This is a genomic window from Alteromonas sp. AWJ4_199 (assembly GCF_056159165.1).
On record NZ_JBSWUR010000001.1, the window covers coordinates 979,962 to 1,000,169 of the forward strand.

Genomic DNA, 20,208 nt, shown 5'->3' on the forward strand with positions numbered 1-20,208 from the left:
ATGGCTGATTCATGGTATTGTAAAGTGCTAGCGAAAACATAAAACTCAGGTGCAGAACTGCATGGAACTCGTATTTTGGCTACTAGCGCTTCTCTCGGTGTTTAGTTACTTTGTTTATCCATTAATAATTAAAACTTTAGTACTCGCTTACCCGTCTGCCAAATCTGCAGATAAAAACAGTGAATTGCCGCCGTTAACGTTAATTATTACTGCTCACAACGAAGCACATAGAATTGGCGAAAAACTTGATAACACAATGCTGCTCGAGTATCCCCAAGAAAAGCTCACTATTATCGTAGCGTCTGACAACAGTACTGATGAAACAGACAGTATTGTAAGTTCGTTTGCTGAGCGAGGTGTTCAGCTAGTCAGAGCCACTGAGCGTCTAGGTAAAGAAAACGCACAGCTACAAGCAATAAAAACCGTTGGTGAGGGTATTATTGTATTTTCTGATGTAGCCACAAAAATAGAGCCTGACGGTTTGACCAAACTTGCTCATTACTTTGATGATAGCGAAATAGGTGCTATTTCCAGTGAAGATCGCTTCATTAGCAAAGAGGGAAAGGTCGCTGGCGAAGGTGCTTATGTTAAATACGAGATGTGGCTGCGCAAACAAGAATCCCAACTGGCTGGGTTAGTTGGTTTAAGTGGATCCTTCTTTGCTGCTCGCCATGAAGTATGTCAGAAATGGGATATTCACTCACCTAGCGATTTTAATACAGCGTTGAACAGCGCTTCTCTGGGGCTAAAGGCAGTCACTGCACCAGACGTGTTGGGTTATTACACAGATTTGGCAGATCCCACCAAGGAATACAACCGAAAAATCCGAACGGTAATAAGAGGTATGACAGCTTTAAAAAGGCATCCTGAAGTATTAAATCCGTTTAAATACGGCTGGTTTGCATTTCAGGTAGTGAGCCACAAACTATTACGCTGGACTGTGCCTTGGTCACTAATAGCTCTCTTTATTATCACGCCTTTCTGTATGCAAACAGGCCATACCGTTTATACGTTAGCCTTTGTCGCACAAATTGCATTTTATGGAACAGCATTACTGGCTCATTGGCTGCCAAAATTGCAGGACATTGGCGTTATCAAAATTATTTATTTTTTCACACAAGTCAACATTGCGTTGTTTGAAGCCGGTATTAAATTTTTATCCGGAAAGCGCATGACTGTATGGCAGCCTTCGGCACGATGAATTGGCGTCAGTTACCTCCGGTTGGAACACCTGTCAGGTACGCATTAGAACAACCTATATCTGATAAAACAGTATTTCATGTTCCTGGTTTTCATTGTGACTATTATCAATCTGGCACTGCTGCATTAGCTAAAGCCATCGCAATGTCGATTGCAGTACAAACAGAGCCAACAAGGCGTGACGTAATACTTCCGGGTTATGGGTGCCCAGATTTAGTTGCAGCAGTTGTTTACGCTGGTGCAAACCCTGTGATTATTGATCTCACTCAAGAGAAATACAGCTTCAATCTAGCTCATGTGAAAGCGTGCGCAGAAAAAGCAGTAGCAATAATCTGCCCTGCCCTGCTTGGTATTTCTATGCCAATTGGCGAAATTAAAGCCGTTCTACCTAAGCATGTTAAAATTATAGAAGATGATGCGCAGTGGTTTCCCGAAGCGACAACCGCTCACAGCCGGCAGTCCAATCTCACCAATATAGGAAATTACCAACTTCCAGTTGAATGTTCTTACAGCGATTTTATAGTGACCTCTTTTGGGCGCGGTAAGCCCGTCAACTTGATGGGTGGAGGTATGTTGTTATCACGAACATCGCAAGGATTTAGCGACACCAATGTACCAGTATCAACACCGCTTGGTTTTCGGGCAAAAAGTGCCCTTTTTAATGCACTAATGCAGCCTTTTCTATACGGGGCGCTAACTCGAGTGCCTGGTTTAGATATAGGCTCTACTGTGTATCACCAATTAGATAGTATTGAACGAATTGAGAGTTTTAAACGCTCGCTGGTAACCCCTGCCATCATAAACTATTTAAAATCACCGTTAGCAACCGCAACTAGTTACAGTGAAATAGGCCCGTGTGCTTGGTCTGATCAGGCACAACGCTTATTGCGTTTGCCGCTCTTGGTCGACAATATCAAGAGCCGTGATTTGCTTGTTGCCAAGTGTATCAATCAGGGAATAACTGCAACCGCTATGTATAAGCGCGCACTTTATGATATACCAGGTATTGCTGCAATATCTGAACGACCTATGCCAACACCAGTTAGTGACCGCTTGGCGGAAACCTTAGTAACCTTACCTACCCACTCAGGCGTTAAAGAAAAACATAAAGTTATAATGCACCGTGTTCTAGCGCAATTTAAAGATAAGCTGACAGAACGAGTTTCGCTATGACACCGAGTGAGATCAAACGCAAATTAAAACAGGTCAAGGTACAAAAAAGCACTATTTCTAAACAGTTCAAGTGTGTCATAAAAGGAAGTCCTGAACACAATAATCTTCTTGAAAAAATGCAAGAAATCAGTTGTCAGGTGAGGTCATTAGAAGAAAAGTTAAAAGCATTAAGCAAGACACCAGAACAAAATAGCGAAGAAAAAAAGATGGCGCCTCAATTTACGGCGCCAACAAAAACATATACTGGCGCAATTAGCGTATGTATCGCTAATGCTGAGCAGTTAGCTTTATTCTGGGATTGGCAAAAGACTCAAGAGCGTTCGAGCATCTATCATACTCAACCTATTTTTAATTGGCTCGGACAACCTTCTACTAATGAAACAAAACTACTGCTTGCACTTAACGAATCTGGGCAAATTCTTGGAGGTTTACCAATAACCGTAATGCGTACGCGGCTATTCGGTCATTTTGCGATTTCACAACCTTATTTTAACTACGGCGGGCCGTTGACTGATTACTCAAATGTGTTTGAACGCCTGCTTACCTTTGGTGAGCAAGTCGTTAAAGACATGTCTCTCAAATATGCGGAAATACGGACTCTAACTCAAGTTAAAAAGCGACCAAGCAACTGTAAAAAAGTATCAATGGTGTTGCCACTACCGCACTCAGAAGCATTGTTACGTCAGTCTTTCGGCGCAAAAGTACGCGCACAGGTCAATAAAGCCAACGAGTTTGCCCCTTCAGTTGTTTTTGGTGGTAGCGAGCTATTGGATGATTTTTATCATGTGCTATCGACCAATATGCGAGACCTCGGTACGCCTTTGTATGAAAAAGCTTGGTTTGAGTCTCTGATTGAAGCTATCCCCGCCCACGCATATTTGTGTGTTGTTTACCTCGCTGAACGGCCCGTTGCAACTGGCTTTTTAATTCAAAATAACAGCGTAATGGAGATCCCTTGGGCTTCAACGTTAAAAAAGGTCAACCATATGAATATAAATATGTGGATGTATGACCAGATATTGGCATTTGCTGTAACAAAGGGCTGCTCGTGGTTTGATTTTGGGCGCTCTACCTATAACGAAGGCACCTACCGATTTAAAAAGCAATGGGGTTCGAAACCAATTCAACACTATTGGTATACGATAGGAAAAGACGATACTAATGCAGATGGTGGTTTGAATCCCGACAATCCCAAATTCAAGCTCGCTATTGCGACTTGGCAGCGTCTACCAGTTTGGGTAACACGCTTAATAGGGCCGTTTGTCGCTAAACAATTACCATGAACAACCAATTTTCAACAAAAATAAGCGTTGGTATACAGTCACTTACCGAACTAAAAAATGATTGGATAGCGTTAGAGAAATTGGCCAACAGCCACCCTTTCGATAGTTTTTTCTGGTGCTTAAATCAGGCTCATTTGCATACGGAAAAAGGCAGGACTGTAATTGTTGTGTGCGTTTACGATCTTGATCGCTGCGTCGCCATATTACCTCTTGTGCAACAAAACATGAGCCGTAAGCTGAAGATTCCATGTCTACAGCATTTATGCAGTGCATTTACCGATTATCAAAATTTCACTTTCGCACCATCAGAAGATTCATACACTCTCTTCCAACGCTGCATATCCAAATTAGCCGAGTCAGAATACGCAAATTTGCCATTGATATTTAACTATCCTAGCTCAGTGTTGCGGCAATGCTGCCTATCCGCTAAACGCTATTTTCGCGAGCATATAGCCTTCAACCACTGGCACCATTCGCAGTACAAGAGTGATGCAGCTCCGCTAAACAGTAAAGTATTGCGCGAAGCAAAACGACGCCGAAAAAAATTGGCGCAACACGCCAATTACGAGATTCTAATTAATACTGCATATGATGAAAAATTGATTGATTGGATACTCGACCAAAACGCAAAACGTTTTGGCCCAAACCAACTGACTGCAGCAAAAAACCGCACTTCGGTAAAGCGCCTACTACGTACTTATCAGTCATCACTCCACCTTTCTGTAGTGACAATTGACGGTTTGCCCGCTGCGGCGCATTTAGGCTTTTTACGCGATTCGACGTTACAATATTATTTACTCGCAAACGATGACAATTTCCGACAGTTTTCGGTAGGTATAATTCTTTTAAATGAAATTATTGCGGTACATAGTAACCCTAGCAATATTGACTTCCTGCGGGGTGACGAAGAATACAAAAAGGATTGGTCAAACACTGTAAATATCGAGAATGGGTTAATATGCTTACCTCGTAAAATCAACATTATTACGGCTTGGTTAATCAAAATTTACGCAAAACGCAATCAATAGTCGCCGTTAGCCACGCATTCCCATTTACCATAGTGAGGATGTTCTGCACCCAAATACGCATCCTGCATAGTTGTCCATTCATACCGATCACAAAGTTTCTTCAGCTTTTGCAAAGCACTAGATTGATTTACGCGATGACGAAAATTGGATTTAAGACTACTGGCTATTCGCGGTTGTTCGGGGTCAAACTCCCACGGGTGAGTATAAAAGTTGGCTACAGCCTGATGGTCTGAGTTTTTGAATAACATGTCGAATAGTACAAATGGTAATAAACGGAAGTAGCCACCGCCCCCCGCAGGAAATACTTTGTTTCGCCAAGTACAAGTTGTCACCGGTATTTCAAGTAGGCCATTCACAAGCCAATAAGGTGACTTAGGAGCTTTCGGTACGCCATACAAATCGTGTTTAATGGGGTAACTACTGGAACTGTATATGTAGCCAGCTTCGGCAATAACATCATGCGCCCAATTATTCTCTGCCGAAATAGAAAAACACGGAGCTCTGTAACCTTTAATAGCAACGCCTGAAATATCCTCTAACGTTTTTTTAGCGCGTACAATATCATTCGAAAAACTCACCTTGTCTTGTTTAGAAATATGCTGATGCATAAACCCATGACTCGCTAACTCGTGGCCTCCTTCTACAATTTTGGCAATAATTTGGGGGTGTTTTTTCGCAATCCAACCGAGTGTAAAGAAGGTCGCCTTCACATTTTTTTCGGCAAATACCGTCAATAACGACTCCATTTGGAAGTGCAATCTAGACTCATAAGAAGCCCAAGTGTCTATAGACACGTCATTTGCAAACGCTTCGACCTGAAAGTACTCTTCCACATCTACTGTCATCGCGTTAAGTTTTGCCATATCATCTACTTTTTAATTACCAATTGAGTTACGATTACTAAAACAAGGTAGCATGGGCGCTTAACTCTTTGAATATCATTTCGCTGAAAGAGAAAAGGAAAAACTAGTTCGCAAGCTCAAAGGCTAGGTTAAATTAGGTAACGGTATTACAAGGACATATTATGCACGTTCGAACCATTGGTGTATTGTTTTTTTTGTTTTCTTTAGCAGGATGCAAACCTCCGCTCGATATCGAAGCGTCATTAGCCGAAGTCAACGCTGCAATAGATGCAGGTAAAACTGAAGAAGCAAGAATAGAGCTAAGAAATCTATTGGTTGAATATCCTGACAACCTTACTGCACGAACACTTCTAGGACAGCAATTTACCAAGACAGGTAACTTCCCTGCTGCCAAAAAAGAGCTTGAGTATGCACTTCGATTGGGGGCTACAACCCCAGACCTTACCCTTGACTTAATGGCTGTTTATTTGCGCCTAGCAGAATATGAATCAGTTCTTGAAATGTCCGTTAATGAGTCTAAGTTAAGTGATGCTCAACTGTCTCGATTCTTAGTTTATAAAGGGATAGCGTTCAGTGCACTAAATCGAATGGAAGAGAGCAAAAGCACTTTTGCAAAGGCAACAGAAATAGGCAATGAGTTGGCATTTTCCCGATTGAGTGATGCCTATCTGGAAACTCTGCAAGAAAACAACAGTGAAGCTATTGCGCTACTAGAAGAGTTGTTAACGCTTCAACCTGACTTTGCCGAAGCGCTGTTATTGCAAGGACAGTTAGCATTAACGGCGGGAGATTTTACGACAGCTGAAACGGTATTTAAGCAGTATGTTGAGTCTCTTCCAGATTCAAATGAAGCTCAACTTCTTTTGGCTAGTACACTGATCAGAGCAGGAAAATATTCAGAGGCGCGCCCAATAGTATTAAAGCTACTACAAATAACTCGCCAACACGGTTACCTCAATCAGCTTCTAAGCGTAATAGAATTTCAAGAGCGTAATTATGAAAGTGCAAAGCGATACGGCGACGTAGCGGTTAGGAGCGGCCTTAAAACTGAAGTTTTACAGGTAGTTCTCGGTATTAGCAATTACCAATTAGGACTTTATGAGCAGTCGTACCGAAATTTGAAGAGCGTCGCTAAATCGCTCCCCTCAGATCACCCTGCTTTAAGGTTACTCATCCTGACACAATTGCACCTTGGCTACACTGTTGAAGCGCACTCTACCCTCGCAAATATTACGCAACTTAAAAATACTGATGCCGAACTGTTAACCTCTTTAGGGATTTTATTAAGTCAAGACAACCAAGAGGAGAAAGCACAAGATGTTCTCCAAAAGCTTGCTAGTTTACCCCAGTCAAATCCAGAAATTCTTGCCGATATTGGCATGCTAAAAATAGAGCTGGGTGATCTCACTGGAGTGAAGGATCTTGAGCAAGCAATAGAAAACAGAGATTTGTCTTCCAATGAAGTTATGACAATCATCGAAAGCTATTTAGTATCTCAAGACTACGACGGATTACGCTCACTAGGAAGCAAGCTCATTGACCGTAACAAAGAACTCGCTGTTTTAGGCTACAATGCGATTGGATTGGCAGAGTCACGTTTAGGGAACGTTAAAGCCGCGCTTGAAAGCTATGAATCTTCACTAACTATCGACCCTTTGAACGCGGCAGCGTTAATGTACAAAGCTCAATTTGAGCTACAACAAGGAAATAGTGAGGAAGCAAAAAGATTACTAATTCCACTCGCCAATCAAAAGCCTGAATACCAAGAAGGCGTAACCTTACTATTTTCTGTATATGCAACTAATGATGGCTTGGCAGATGGTATACAATTTTTGGATACCCTTGTCTCTAGTAATCCAGAAATTGATGATTTGAAAATCACCTTAGCAATGGCATTGTTAAAGTATATGCCTGACCAACTGAGACGAGTTCCAGAATTGCTAAATAAAATAACGGATGAAAGCGTCAAACGTTCTGACTACTACTTAACGTTATCCGAGTCTCAACTGCGCTTAGGTATGCTCACCGAAGCAGAGAAAACCTTGTTAGAATGGCATCGGAGAGAATCCAAAAACGAAACTGCCACACTTGCTCTTTTGGGGTTTTATGACACGTTAGGCAACACTGAAAGGTATTCGCAAACACTCAAAGACGCCTTGTTGAAATACCCAGAACAGATAAGCATTCGAGCATTGGAAGTGAAGCGTTTAGTGGAACTGGAAAGTGTATCTCGTGCTCAATTTGAACTAAACCAACTGCCCAAGAGTTTTCGAAACTCTATATCAGGGTTGGGGTTGCAGGCCCACATTGATATTATGAATAATCGATGTGAACAGGCGATTCAACCTTTGCTAAATTATTATGAAATAATTCCGAATAAGTTTAATTCAAACGGTGTAATTAGGTGCCTGCGCGACCTAAATCGACAAAAAGAATTACAGTCCTTTATGGTGCAGCGTGTCACTGATTATCCTAGAGATGTTTATACGCGCAACCTATTGGCTAACATTGTATTCTACTCAGACCCCAAATTAGCTATGGCGCAGTATGAGGGAGTTTTACAATATGACCCTACAAATTTAATTGCTGCTAACAATTATGCTTGGCTGCTTTTCGAAGCAGGAGATTTGAGCAAAGCGGAAAACGTGGCTAGGTCAGCGCTTACTCTTGATGCTAATATCCCGGCAATTATTGATACGCTTGCGCATATTGTTGAGCGCAAAGGGAACAGTAAAGAAGCCCTAGAGCTCATGACCCGTGCCTATTCACTAGATGATTCACCAGAAATCGCTATACATTATGCTAATCTACTGATTGAGAGTCGTAATCTTGAAGAAGCAAAACGAATCATAGATGATATTAAGCCAGCAAACGAGCGGCAACAAGCTGAACTCCAACACCTTTTGGTCGAGGTGTCTAGTGGCTCATAGCGACATCGAGTGACGATATGTTTTCAAATAGGATTTTAAACCGTTTCGTTAGCTCAATTTGTGGTGCGAAGCTTACTATTTTTACTTTACACAGGTTGGAAGGCGATCATGGCTTAACCGGCTTTAATCTTGAGCTAATCCTACGCACTATCGAGCGGCTTAAAAGCGCTGGTGTCGAGTTTGTTTATTTAGACGAGGTATTAGAGTTACGAAAAAAACTCTCTACATCAAAGAACTATGTTTGCATCACAATAGATGATGGCTATAGAGATCAAGCCGACTTTTTGATACCTAAATTGCTTGAGTTAGGCGCAAAACCTACTTTGTTTGTAGTAACGAGCCTTATTGATTCCAAGCTACTTCCTTGGGATGCTAGACTAGCCTCGGGCCTAAACCAACTTAGAGGTCATTATACCGATTTAAACGCGCTTAAATTAAAGGGTGTTGGTATAGTTGACGACAACAATAGGCGCTCTGTTCGACACGCCTTGTCTGCTCATGCGAAACGATTATCGAAGACGGAACGCCTCTCTTTCCTTTCAAAATTTGAACAGTTGGTTAAAGAATTCGGTGCCATTGAAAAAACTAATGGCTTTGAAGCAAGCGATTGGGACAGCCTACGAGCGTTAGAAAAGAGAGGTCTTAGAATTGGTTCCCACTCAGTGAGTCATCAACCACTCTCAACGCTTTCAGAAGCTGATATACTATTCGAAGCTGAGTCCAGCATTAGAACGCTTAAGAAGCACCTTGCAAATCCATCAGATATATTCTGTTACCCTGTTGGCCTGCCTGAAGACATTCAACCAGCAGCTAAAAATATTCTTCAGGAGTGTAATTATGCTGGCGCGGTAACCGCATCCCCAGGTTATGTTGGACCAAACACCGATCCATTTTATTTACCAAGAATCGGAATGCCACACTCTGAATCTTTGTGCGTTAGATATACATCTTGGTTTGAAAAAATTCGGTAAGGGCCTAGCGCCCTTTTCCGAATAGAACAACTTCCACCGTACGCACTAAGATTAACATATCAAGTAGCAAACTTTGATGTTTAACGTAGTAAAGATCAAATTTTAGTTTTTCCATTGAATCATCTACGCTAGCGCCGTAAGGGTAGTTAAGCTGAGCCCAACCTGCTAAGCCAGGTTTAACATTGTGTCGTTGGTTATAATAAGGCACTTCACGCACAAGTTGCTCTACGAACTGCGGTCTTTCTGGTCTTGGACCAATAAATGCCATTTCACCTTTAAATACATTCAAAAGCTGAGGTAATTCATCAATTCGATATTTTCTAATGAAGTAACCAATCCGAGTAACACGATCATCGTTTTTGCTCGCCCATTTTGCCCCATCTTTTTCTGCATCAGGGCGCATACTTCTGAACTTGATTATCTTGAAGAGCTTACCATTAAGACCTACCCGCTCTTGCTTATAGAAAACAGAAACGCCAGTTCGACGACCGTCATCAAGATAAATGGTCAATGCTGTCACGAGCATTATTGGCCAGACGAAGAGGAAGATGAAGAATGCTAGTATCGCATTAAGCGTATAATCCAAAGCATCTCTTAAGTAGTTCTGACTTTGGAAACCGTTGGAATAGATAACCCAACTAGGGTACATCAGGTTAACCACAATTTGACCCGTTTCACGTTCCATGAAATCTAATAGCTCAGTGACTTCAATGCCTCTCAGTCTACAATCGAAAAGCACTTCTACAGGTAGCGTTCCTCGCCTTTGGTCACAAGCAATAACGATTTCTTCTATTTCATTATCAACAATAAACTGTTGGAAATTATCATCGATTCTAAGGTGAATTACTTTTTCTTTCTTAATTCCGTCTTCACGATTGTCGCCGGGAATTGGGATAAACCCAACGAGATCAAACCCGATTCGATCGACGTCTCTACGCATGCGCTTTTCGATAATTGAAGCACGCTCACCTGCACCAAGTACCAATATACGCACCTTCCCCAAGCCTAATAACCCTAATCGATTGGTAAAGTACCGAAACACCACTAAAGTTATAATTATTGAACATACCGAAGCAGGTAAGAAGTACGAGTCCATGACTAAGTCATCGAAAAAAGCGCGACTTAAAACTTCTACTAAAAAGTAGCTAAGACCCACACTCACAAAAATGCGACGAATAATACCGCGAAAAGTTTCTCGTAACTTGGCTTCGTATAGGCCGACAGACAATGAGCAAAGCAATATTGAAACTGTAAGCATTCCAACATTTATAATGAGCTTTTCAACCGAAGCGTTTGGCGACATTCCGATTTGCACGAGTATAAAGTGAGAAATATAGCCCATGTAAGCAATGAGCAGCGCTTCTGTTATCACCAGTATGTTTGAGCGTTTATTTTGATTGCGCTTGTTTACTGCCACCTTTGGCTCCCTAAAACTGTGGCGTTTTTCCCATAATAAAGGGATTTATTCCAATAGACTACAATTGATATTGGCATTATAGTTACATTTCCCGTAGGGTAAACGACAAAAGCCATATATTAACCATAATGAGTGTAGGATGATCTCTTATGTTTCGCTTCAAAACGCTAATCACATGCTGTGCCCCTATTTTAATTGTTGGTCTTAACGGTTGTAGTAATACATCGGCGTTGCCCGAAGCAACCACTCGCCCATCTTTAACAACAGACGTAAATAACTACCAGTACCTTATTGGTCCCGGCGATTCTTTAACAATTTTCGTTTGGCGTAACCCAGAGGTTTCAGGCAACTATATTGTGCGCCCTGACGGAAAAGTAACCACTTCATTGGTCGAAGATATTGATGTCGCGGGCCGCACACCGACAATGCTCGCCCGAGAAATTGAAGAGCAACTGTCTACTTATATAAACAGTCCAAGAGTTACAGTTAGCGTAAACAATTTTACTGGTCCATTAAGTGAACAGGTTCGCGTAATAGGAGAGGCTACAAATCCTAGCGCGGTGAGTTATTCCGAACATATGACTCTGCTTGACTTGATGATAGCCGTGGGTGGGCTTACTGAGTTTGCCGACGGAAACAGTGCTAAACTTGTGAGAGTTGTTGATGGTGCGCAAAAGACTTTTGAAGTCGACATAGACGACCTTATAAGAGACGGTGACATCTCTAAAAATGTCGATATGCTGCCGGGCGATATAGTGATTATTCCAGAAGCCTGGTTCTAGTTGTAGAGTAGTAAACGGACTAAATAATAACATGCAGGACTTACAACAAACGCTAATTCAACTTCTTGATCATATTAAAGGAGTTTGGATTAAGAAGCGCTATGTGATTATTTTATCATGGCTCATTTGCCCCATTGGCTTTTTATATGTCGCGAGCCTACCGGACGTCTATTCATCAAAAGCACAGGTATTTGTTGACACTCGTTCAGTATTGCAGCCTTTACTTCGCGGACTTGCAATAGAAAGTAATCCGAATCAAGAAATAGAAATGATGGCTAAGACATTACTCAGTAGGAGTAATGTGGAGAAGATTGCAAGGGAAAGTGATCTTGATATCACAACAAAAACCGAAGATGAATTTGAATCTTTAGTTACTTCTCTGACAAAAGACATCAAACTATCTTGGACGGGAAAAGACAACATATACAACATTTCGTTCTCTCACGAAATGCCTTCTGTTGCGCAAAAAGTAGTGCAAGAAACACTAGACTTATTTGTGGAAGGCTCGCTTGGAAGTAACAGAAAAGATACGGATACTGCAGGGCGTTTCTTGGATGAGCAAATTGCTGAATATGAGTCTCGCCTTTCGGAAGCCGAACGGCGCCTTGCGAACTTCAAACGCCAGTACAATGACATTCTGCCTCTCGCAGGTTCATATTACGTAAATTTGCAAAAGCTGAATGACGAGCTTGGCGCCACTCGCCTTGAAATAAAGCAAACTCAGCAGCAGGTCGAAACGCTTAAAAAGCAAATTAGTGGAGTTAAGCGCAGTGATAGTTTTGGCGTGACTAACCAAGATGAACCAGTGCTTCGCACTCGCTATGACGACCGTATTCGAGCGCTAGAAGAAGAGCTCGACAGGCTTTCCTTACGCTTTACGAAATTACACCCTGACGTTGTTGAAACTAAAGCACTTTTAAAAAGTTTGGAAGAGTCTAGAGATGAAGAAATAGCGGCATTTCTTAGTTCAGAAAAGGATGAAAAAAATCAACCTCTATCTGAATTGAACCGCGAAATTAAACTTGAGGTTAGCCGTTTTGAAAGTCAAATAGCGTCTCTTCAGGTAAAAGAAACAGATCTACTACGGAAAATTTCTGAGCTAGAAAGCAAAGTCGATTTAATTCCTCAAATTGAAGCTGAATCAGCTTCGCTTAATCGAGAGTACGGGGTTACAAAGCAAAAGTACGAAGAACTGCTTTCTCGCCGTGAATCTGCAGACTTATCACGAAGAGCCGATGTGTCAGCCGAAGACTTGCAGTTCAGAATTATAGAGCCGCCGCTTTTACCGAAGCGCCCTTCTGGTCCAAACAGGCTTATTTTTTACACCGCTGTATTATTATTAGGTTTTGGTGCAGGAATTGCTGTCGCATATTTCGTTAGTCAACTTAACCCGATTTTAATAAGGCCAAATCAGTTGCTTAACGTTTCAGATTACCCTATTTGGGGTACGGTAACACATTTAAACATTGAACAGATTCGCAAGACTAATAGAAACCGCCTTTTAGTGTTTCTTCTTTCAAGCGGTACTATTTTAGTAATGTATGGCGTCTTAATCGCAGCTGAAATCATAAATGTAGATTTACTGGATTTGATTGGAGGTCTCTTTTAATGAAGAACACTATTGAAAAGGCACTTCAAAAACAAAAAGAAGCAACGCAAAACAGTACTGTTGAAGATAAGGTCAAAGATGCAAAGCCTTCGAGCGTTGCTAGTGAGTCCAACGTTTCAACTGAAATACCAGAATCTGAGGGGCTTTCAGTTGATAGGGTTGTTGCTGAAGAAAATAAAATTGCTAGTAAAAAATCTCCCCACGACGAGTTCGTCATAGACTTTACACGTTTGGAAAAGAATGGACATATCTCGCTAAACGGAGAGAGAAATCAAATAAATGAAGAATACCGCGAGATTAAACGTAAGCTTTTAGCAAACGCTTTTGGTGCGCTTTCAAAAACGCTGCATAACCCTAATATTATAATGGTAAGCAGTAGTCGCCCTTCGGAGGGAAAAACGTTTACTGCAACCAACCTTGCGATGAGTATAGCGTCAGAGCAAGATAAAACTGTTCTTCTTGTTGACGCAGATGTTCTAAGACCAAATGTTCTCAATACTCTAGGATTAGAACGTCGCAAAGGGTTGATGGAATATTTAACAGGTGATGTTGAGAATATTTCAGATGTACTTTATCCAACCAACATCGACAAGCTCAAAATAATTCCCGCTGGAAAGTCGCACCATTTATCTACAGAGTTGCTTGCAAGTCAAAAGATGCATGACACTGTAAATGAATTTGCTAATAGATACCCTGATCGCATAATAATTTTCGATACTCCCCCTCTTATTGGTATTAATGAGAGTGCGATTTTAGCTAATTTCGCGGGCCAAGCTGTTGTTGTCGTAGAAGAAGGTAAAGCGAAAATGGGCGATATTAGAATGTCTGTGGAGCGATTGAATCCAGAAATGGCCATAGGATTTGTAGTGAACAAATCTGTACACAATGACACCGATGGAAGCGGATATTATGGGTACTATTACTCAGAACGGAAAGATTAAGTATCGCTGTGCCATAAAGCCGCTATGCGGTGTTATTGGCACGTTACTACTTGGAAGCGGCACTTCAGTACATGCGAAGTTGGACATTACAGCAAATGCCTCCGCAGAGAGCATTTTTCAAGACGTAGAATCTGAAGAAAACGGAACCATTTCGTTTACCACACTTTCGGTTACCCCTAGTGTCAACGCAGCTTACCAATCGCGCACGTTTAATGGGTTATGGCAGGGAAAGTTGACCCATCTTGAGCGTGACAACAATGACCTTAGTCGCGAAGACACTTATGGAGAATACAGTTACTCTTCTAACTGGGCTCCATTTGACGAAGCATTAGCTTTTCAAGCGTCTGGGGCGCTTAGTTACCAGAACGTGCAGGCGAGTAACTTTTTAGTCTCAGACTTTTTTACCAACGCTGACGCGCTTGTCAAAACCCGTTCAAATAGATTTGGCGTATCTACTTCAATAACTCAAGGAGACTGGATACGTGGAACTGGCCAGGCGTCTTACTCTGATGTTGCATCAGAGAGAAACGCCTTGAATGACGGTTTTGCCCTGGATAATGATACTTACCAACTGTCTGGTAGTTTGTTTAACGGCGATCAAGCCAAGTACTTAATTTGGAATGTATCGGGCAGTTTTCAAGACACCGATAGAGCATCGGCGTCTCAAGGCGACTTTATATCGCGAAATGCCTCTGGCTTTTTAGACATCCACTTTATTGAAAACTGGGCGCTGAGAGTTACTGGCAATCACGAGGGTAACCAAGTATCAGACAGAAATGACACTGCCAGTTTAGTGCGCAAATTCAATTCTTATGGCGCTGGTTTAACGTATAGGCAAAGCGCTAACAGATACATATCTATTACTGCTAACACTACCGATTCAGATATAGAAAGCGATGACGGCGAAACCTTTATGGGTTTGGAATTACAGTGGGCTTTGAGCCCACGCACAAGCGTTGAAGCGAATTATGGTCGACGCTTTTTTGGTGAAACTGCTGGTGCCAATGTAACTTACAACTCTAAGTACCTTAGAACATCGTTTGGTTATTCAGAAGACGTAACGAATACAAGCAGGCTATTGGCAAACCCAGAGAATTTAGGCGTATTTGTTTGCCCTGTAAACTCTTCTGGCATATCTAGCTGCTACCAGCCGAACAGTTTAAGTTACGTGCCGAACGCTGATGAACAGTTTGTACAGTTTACCACGCAAAACCTTGAATTTAATGACGACATCATTGTTCGTAAAAGCAGTAACTTTCAAATTGGATACGATTTTTCAAGGGTTACTTTGGCAATGTCGTGGCGCTACTCTGAAGATGACGCGCTTGACCAAGACCGTCTTACCCGAACCTATTCTTTGGGATCATCTTTAGCGTACAAAATTGGTAGCTATACCAGCTTAAACGCAAGTGTTAACTATGCCAATATCGCACAGCGTTCCGAAACCTTTAACAATGGTGAGAGCGACAATTGGAATGCAACAATAGGTGTCGATCGTACTTTTGGACGCTCATTAGAAGTAAGTGCCAGCCTTAATTACGTAGACAGAAGCGGCGATCTCATAAGTGGTAGTGGGGTTGGTAATGTGAATGGCTTTTTCGGAGCCAACTATACCAACAGACAAATAACCTTAGGAATTACATATACCTACCAATAAAAAAGCGCCTCGGATTTGCAGGCGCTCTCTTATTATCTATAGAGTTACTTCGACCACACCATTGTTAGGTATTATCATCACTTTTAAGCCGCACGTAAGTTTTAAACTTTTTCTTCATTAGTTTATCTACATACTGAGTCATTTTCACCTTCTGAGAGATCGCGTCATCTAGAGCGTCTACTAGCTCAGTTAACATATCCAAGTAGTACTTGGTATCGCGAATAACATTGCCCTTAGGCGTCATAATGGCTTCGTTTTCCGAGCGAGCGCCAAAATCCAGGGGTTTAGCTACTTCTTCGCCCCTCGTTTCGGGCTCGAACATCTCGGCTTTCACTTCTTCAATTACTTCGTTCACCGCATTGGAGTCAAAACTTTCTAGTTCCTCTAAGAAGCCATAAAGCATTACCCTATCCATTAGAGTATTAATTTTTCGGGGAATACCGCGAGAGAACATGTGAATAGATTCTAGTGCGTCATCGCTAAATAACGCGGAGCCTTTCCACCCCGCATTGTGTAAACGATATTCAATATACTCTTTGCACTCTTCTAACGAGAGTGGAGCAAGATGGCATGACGCTACAATACGCTGCCTAAACTGCTCCATATTGGGCGCTTTCAGGATAGGTTGTAGCTCTTCTTGCCCTAGCAAAAAGCTTTGAATTAGTGGCTTACCGTTTAGCTGAAAATTGCTCAGCATTCTTAGTTCTTCTATAGTCTCTAGCGGCAGGTTTTGCGCTTCATCAACAAGTAATAGGGCACGGCGCCCCGCTTTATTTAAGTCATATAGGAAAATTTCAAGGGCTTTAAGAATGTCCGCTTTCGAACGCCCTTCGGTCGGTACATCGAATTTAGCTGCGACCATTTTTACAAGTTCATCTGGAGACAGCTTGGGCGTAACAATTTGCGCAGCCGCAATATCATCTTCAATTTCTTCAAGCAAGCTGTTTGCAACAGTGGTTTTACCCGTACCTATTCCACCGGTAATCACAATAAACCCTTCAGCTTGAGACAGGCCATACTGCAAATAAGACATAGCCCTTTTGTGCCATTTGCTTGCGAAGAAAAATTTAGGATCTGGGGTTAACTGAAACGGTTTCGAGTTAAGTCCATAGTAACTTTCGTACATGCTATTTGCCGTTATTCCATTAAAAGTATGTGTTCTAAACCTGCGCTCAACGTCTTTTTAAAATTGCGCGCTAGTTTTTCCTAATCTGTTAGCCTATATGGTAACCAACAACGCGCTTTTATCGAAGTATTATATTTTCTAGAAACTACCGCCGACTTAACGTAACTTATTTTGTGTTATGCGCTCTATAATACCGGTAGTAGATACGCCATCTTCAAAGGTGAGCACTTTAACCTCACCGCCATTTTCCAAAACGTCCGTGCCACCTGCAATCTCTTCAATTTTGTAATCGCCGCCTTTTACTAATACATCTGGCAGCAATCGGGCAATAACTCGCTGAGGCGTATCTTCTTCAAAGGGAACCACCCAATCGACTGCGCTTAAGCCTGCTAGTACCGCCATGCGCCTACTAACGTTATTAACTGGGCGACCAGGTCCTTTTAGTTTGGTCACAGACGCATCAGTGTTCACCGCAACTATTAGACGGTCGCCTAATTGTGCAGCTTCTTCAAGATAAGCAACATGACCAGAGTGCAGAATATCAAAACAACCGTTGGTCATTACTATCCGCTCCCCTCGAGCTTTAGCAGCTTGAAGCGCTATTTCTAGCTGGTCTTCATTCATCACCCCGCCATCTAAGTGCACCGACTGTTCGCCTAACGCTAGTGCTAGCTCTGTGTTCGTTACAGTGGAGGTTCCCAGCTTTCCAACTACAACACTAGCGGCTAAATTGGCAAGCACGCAAGCTGCTTGCAGCGGTAGCTTGCAGGCTATAGCAACCGCTAACGTTGATACTACGGTATCCCCTGCCCCGGTTACGTCATAGACCTCTTTCGCTTTTGCTGGCAAATGAAACTCACTGTCGTCACCGTCAAACAATGTCATGCCGTCTTCTGAACGCGTAACAAGAAGTGCACTTAAATTCAGCGATTCTTTTAATGACAGCGCTTTTTCCACCAGCACTTGTTCACTATCTATCTTGCCGACAATACCCCGAAGCTCGTCCATATTCGGAGTAACTAACGTAGCGCCAGCGTATTTACCAAAATCACTGCCCTTGGGATCGACTACCACACGCTTATTTTTGCTGCGTGCTTTTTCTATAAGTGCTTGGGGGTTGCTTAAGCAACCTTTTGCGTAGTCGCTTAGAATAACAACGTCAGCATTGTCTAGCGCTTTATCGAAAGCTAATTCCAATGCTGATTTGTCAGCCTCCTCAAAACTCTTCTCAAAATCTAAGCGCAGAAGTTGCTGATTTCTGCTCATTACTCGAAGCTTTGTAATAGTATCGAATCCATCAACTTCGAAGAACTCACAGCAAATGTCGTGAGTTTCTAATCGCTCTTTTAATATGTTGGCGTTTTCGTCTTTACCGCACATGCCCAACAAGGTTACCTCTGCACCCAACGTAGCCACATTTACCGCAACATTGGCCGCGCCGCCGGCTCTATCTTCAGAACTGTTAACGTTTACAACAGGGACTGGCGCTTCTGGGGATATTCGCCTTGTTCCACCGCTCCAGTAGCGGTCTAACATTAAGTCGCCAACAATAAGCACTTTCGCTTTGCTAAAATCTGGTAATATCATGCTAAGAGTAACTTTTTAGACATTGAGTACATTGGCACAGAGTATAACAGCCAACACAGGCAATACCCACCAATCAAACGCAAATCCCCCTTGGTACCTCTACATGGTCGAGAACAAACTTGGGCAAATTTATACGGGTATTACTACCGACCCTAAACGTCGAATAGCTCAGCACAGGGGCGAAATTAAAGGTGGCGCAAAGGCCCTTAAAGGTAAGTCTCCGTTAACCTTAAGGGCTGTTTTTGAAGTTGCCGACAAAGCGCAGGCGGCAAAACTCGAACATGCGGTTAAACAAATGAGCCGCCCTCAAAAAAACGGCATCATTCAAAAAAAGCAGCTCAATGATTTGTTGTGTATAAAATCAGCGTTTGAAGAATGAGTGTTCGGCTACAGAATTGTCGCCGAACACCATTTAATTAAAGCGCTAGAGGTTTAACATTTTGAAAGCTAGGTTTATGAAAAGCCCCCAAGTTGTTTAGTTAGCCACCTAAAACACCATTGATGATCATAGCGTTACCAATGCTTAACGTGAAACCTAAAGCAGCTACACCCACGTTGTGTTGATGGTCCACTTCTTGTCGAAAATTCATACTAAAAAGAATGATTTTTTTATTCACTAGAACCAACAAGTGAAGTGCGATAGCCAAACCTACACTCACAATCAACCACCCCGTTACATTACTCACATAGCCTGATGGGTTGTAGATAAGTAAGTTCTTCGCTGCTGAAACAATCATAGCTGTGCCAAGCAGATTACCGCTATGCTCGATAGCGAGCGCTAACTGCCCTTTTTCCAATGCCCCCTGGAATGAGTCATTTTGATTATCACGCGCATACCTAAACTCTAAAATTCGCGTCATCACTAGCAGCATAGTCAGAACTACGGTAAACCCCGTTACTATGGCAATCAGCGCATTCATGTCGCTGCCATCAACCCATATCATAATATTGCGTAGCACTATTGCACTGGCTACCAGGCTTGCAGCATCAACGAGCGCCACACTCACGCTTCGTTCGGCTATCATTGTGTGGGTGTCTAATTTATTAAGTACTAGTTTATCGTGGGCAAAGCGCCCAAATTTCACTAGCATGATCCCCACAATACCAAAAGTCACCATGCCAATGGCTGCTTCTTGGTAACCTACGCCTATATGCCGTCCTACTACTGAACTCAGTACAATACATAAAGACAACATGCCACCGGCAATGCTAATGCCAAAAGCAAAGTTATCTTTAACACCCAACTCTTCGGTTACTGAGTACTTTCTGAATGCGCCAGTCAGCCATTTCATAATCATCAGTAGCACTAACGCTATTGCCACATCCATGGCAAGGTAAATCAATAGTTCCTGCGTTAGAGGTACTAGTTTTAATAAGGCTTCCACGTTATCTTTGCTCCTTGAACATACGAAGTTCTTTGCTGAACGCTCTTTTTCAATCGGTATCGTTGTAGTGATAACGATAAGGGCATCAGTATCTATCCTTGCTAAATTGGTACAAGGATGACAGCGAACTTGTTCAGATTTATTTTAATAAGGACCTGAAAAAGTCACCGTCATAAACCGAGGCGGTAAAACTTAGCAGGCTATGAATACTTTCAATAAAAATATGAGTATTCATTATTTTACACAGATGTTATCT

At 42.2% G+C, this 20,208-nt stretch carries 16 protein-coding genes; 11 read left to right on the forward strand and 5 right to left on the reverse strand.

Going from position 1 to position 20,208, the window contains the following annotated elements; translation table 11 throughout:
- The first annotated feature begins 61 nt into the window (after positions 1–61).
- The 4 genes from ACXAER_RS04355 to ACXAER_RS04370 all read left to right on the forward strand — a co-directional run bounded on the left by ACXAER_RS04355 (position 62) and on the right by ACXAER_RS04370 (position 4,684).
- Positions 62–1,201 (forward strand): glycosyltransferase family 2 protein, encoded by a 1,140-nt coding sequence (locus tag ACXAER_RS04355; RefSeq protein WP_474826911.1) that lies wholly within the window; start codon positions 62–64, stop codon positions 1,199–1,201.
- Complete coding sequence (locus tag ACXAER_RS04360; RefSeq protein WP_474826914.1) at positions 1,180–2,373, forward strand: DegT/DnrJ/EryC1/StrS family aminotransferase; 1,194 nt, start codon at positions 1,180–1,182, stop codon at positions 2,371–2,373. Before ACXAER_RS04355 ends, ACXAER_RS04360 begins: the two co-directional genes overlap by 22 nt.
- Before the next feature lie 137 nt (positions 2,374–2,510).
- On the forward strand, positions 2,511–3,656 hold the full coding sequence (locus ACXAER_RS04365) for a GNAT family N-acetyltransferase (RefSeq protein WP_474826918.1): 1,146 nt from the start codon (positions 2,511–2,513) through the stop codon (positions 3,654–3,656).
- Complete coding sequence (locus ACXAER_RS04370) at positions 3,653–4,684, forward strand: GNAT family N-acetyltransferase (protein WP_474826922.1); 1,032 nt, start codon at positions 3,653–3,655, stop codon at positions 4,682–4,684. The genes ACXAER_RS04365 and ACXAER_RS04370 overlap by 4 nt, the downstream gene beginning before the upstream one ends.
- Here the strand turns inward: ACXAER_RS04370 and ACXAER_RS04375 are convergent.
- A complete protein-coding gene (locus tag ACXAER_RS04375) occupies positions 4,678–5,547 on the reverse strand; it encodes an XrtA system polysaccharide deacetylase (RefSeq protein WP_474826925.1) in 870 nt (289 codons plus the stop codon). The two genes, ACXAER_RS04370 and ACXAER_RS04375, sit on opposite strands and share 7 nt — an antisense overlap.
- Before the next feature lie 161 nt (positions 5,548–5,708).
- Between ACXAER_RS04375 and prsT the strand changes: the two genes are divergently transcribed.
- Positions 5,709–8,477, forward strand: coding sequence for an XrtA/PEP-CTERM system TPR-repeat protein PrsT (gene prsT / locus ACXAER_RS04380; RefSeq protein ID WP_474826929.1), 2,769 nt, complete (start codon positions 5,709–5,711; stop codon positions 8,475–8,477).
- A gap of 17 nt (positions 8,478–8,494) precedes the next feature.
- Positions 8,495–9,448, forward strand: coding sequence for a polysaccharide deacetylase family protein (locus ACXAER_RS04385; RefSeq protein ID WP_474826932.1), 954 nt, complete (start codon positions 8,495–8,497; stop codon positions 9,446–9,448).
- Between the two features lie 4 nt (positions 9,449–9,452).
- Here ACXAER_RS04385 and ACXAER_RS04390 read toward each other — a convergent pair whose 3' ends face one another.
- Positions 9,453–10,865 carry a TIGR03013 family XrtA/PEP-CTERM system glycosyltransferase gene (locus ACXAER_RS04390; RefSeq protein WP_474826935.1) on the reverse strand — a complete coding sequence of 471 codons (1,413 nt, stop codon included), beginning with the start codon at positions 10,863–10,865 and terminating at the stop codon, positions 9,453–9,455.
- 149 nt (positions 10,866–11,014) lie between these two features.
- Between ACXAER_RS04390 and ACXAER_RS04395 the strand changes: the two genes are divergently transcribed.
- Genes ACXAER_RS04395 through ACXAER_RS04410 form a run of 4 tightly spaced genes read left to right on the forward strand, consistent with a single transcriptional unit; the run spans position 11,015 to position 15,854 of the window.
- The gene (locus ACXAER_RS04395) at positions 11,015–11,647 is read left to right on the forward strand and encodes an XrtA/PEP-CTERM system exopolysaccharide export protein (protein ID WP_474826939.1); all 633 of its coding nucleotides are present in this window, start codon (positions 11,015–11,017) and stop codon (positions 11,645–11,647) included.
- 31 nt (positions 11,648–11,678) lie between these two features.
- Entirely contained in the window at positions 11,679–13,256 is a 1,578-nt protein-coding gene (locus ACXAER_RS04400) for an XrtA system polysaccharide chain length determinant (protein ID WP_474826943.1), read from the forward strand.
- Positions 13,256–14,197, forward strand: a complete 942-nt coding sequence (locus tag ACXAER_RS04405) for an XrtA-associated tyrosine autokinase (RefSeq protein WP_474826946.1) — start codon at positions 13,256–13,258, stop codon at positions 14,195–14,197. The genes ACXAER_RS04400 and ACXAER_RS04405 overlap by 1 nt, the downstream gene beginning before the upstream one ends.
- Positions 14,166–15,854 carry a porin family protein gene (locus ACXAER_RS04410; RefSeq protein WP_474826949.1) on the forward strand — a complete coding sequence of 563 codons (1,689 nt, stop codon included), beginning with the start codon at positions 14,166–14,168 and terminating at the stop codon, positions 15,852–15,854. The genes ACXAER_RS04405 and ACXAER_RS04410 overlap by 32 nt, the downstream gene beginning before the upstream one ends.
- Before the next feature lie 64 nt (positions 15,855–15,918).
- Here ACXAER_RS04410 and ACXAER_RS04415 read toward each other — a convergent pair whose 3' ends face one another.
- Positions 15,919–16,980, reverse strand: coding sequence for an XrtA/PEP-CTERM system-associated ATPase (locus tag ACXAER_RS04415; protein WP_474826953.1), 1,062 nt, complete (start codon positions 16,978–16,980; stop codon positions 15,919–15,921).
- Positions 16,981–17,136: 156 nt separating this feature from the next.
- A complete protein-coding gene (gene hldE / locus ACXAER_RS04420) occupies positions 17,137–18,567 on the reverse strand; it encodes a bifunctional D-glycero-beta-D-manno-heptose-7-phosphate kinase/D-glycero-beta-D-manno-heptose 1-phosphate adenylyltransferase HldE (protein WP_474826956.1) in 1,431 nt (476 codons plus the stop codon).
- A 103-nt stretch (positions 18,568–18,670) separates the two neighbouring features.
- On the opposite strand from hldE, the gene ACXAER_RS04425 reads away from it, so the two are divergent.
- Positions 18,671–18,946: a GIY-YIG nuclease family protein gene (locus tag ACXAER_RS04425; RefSeq protein ID WP_474826958.1), complete on the forward strand. Its 276-nt coding sequence runs from the start codon at positions 18,671–18,673 to the stop codon at positions 18,944–18,946.
- Positions 18,947–19,046: 100 nt separating this feature from the next.
- On the opposite strand, the gene ACXAER_RS04430 is transcribed toward ACXAER_RS04425, so the two are convergent.
- Positions 19,047–19,952 (reverse strand): DUF350 domain-containing protein, encoded by a 906-nt coding sequence (locus ACXAER_RS04430; protein ID WP_474826961.1) that lies wholly within the window; start codon positions 19,950–19,952, stop codon positions 19,047–19,049.
- Positions 19,953–20,208: the final 256 nt, after the last annotated feature.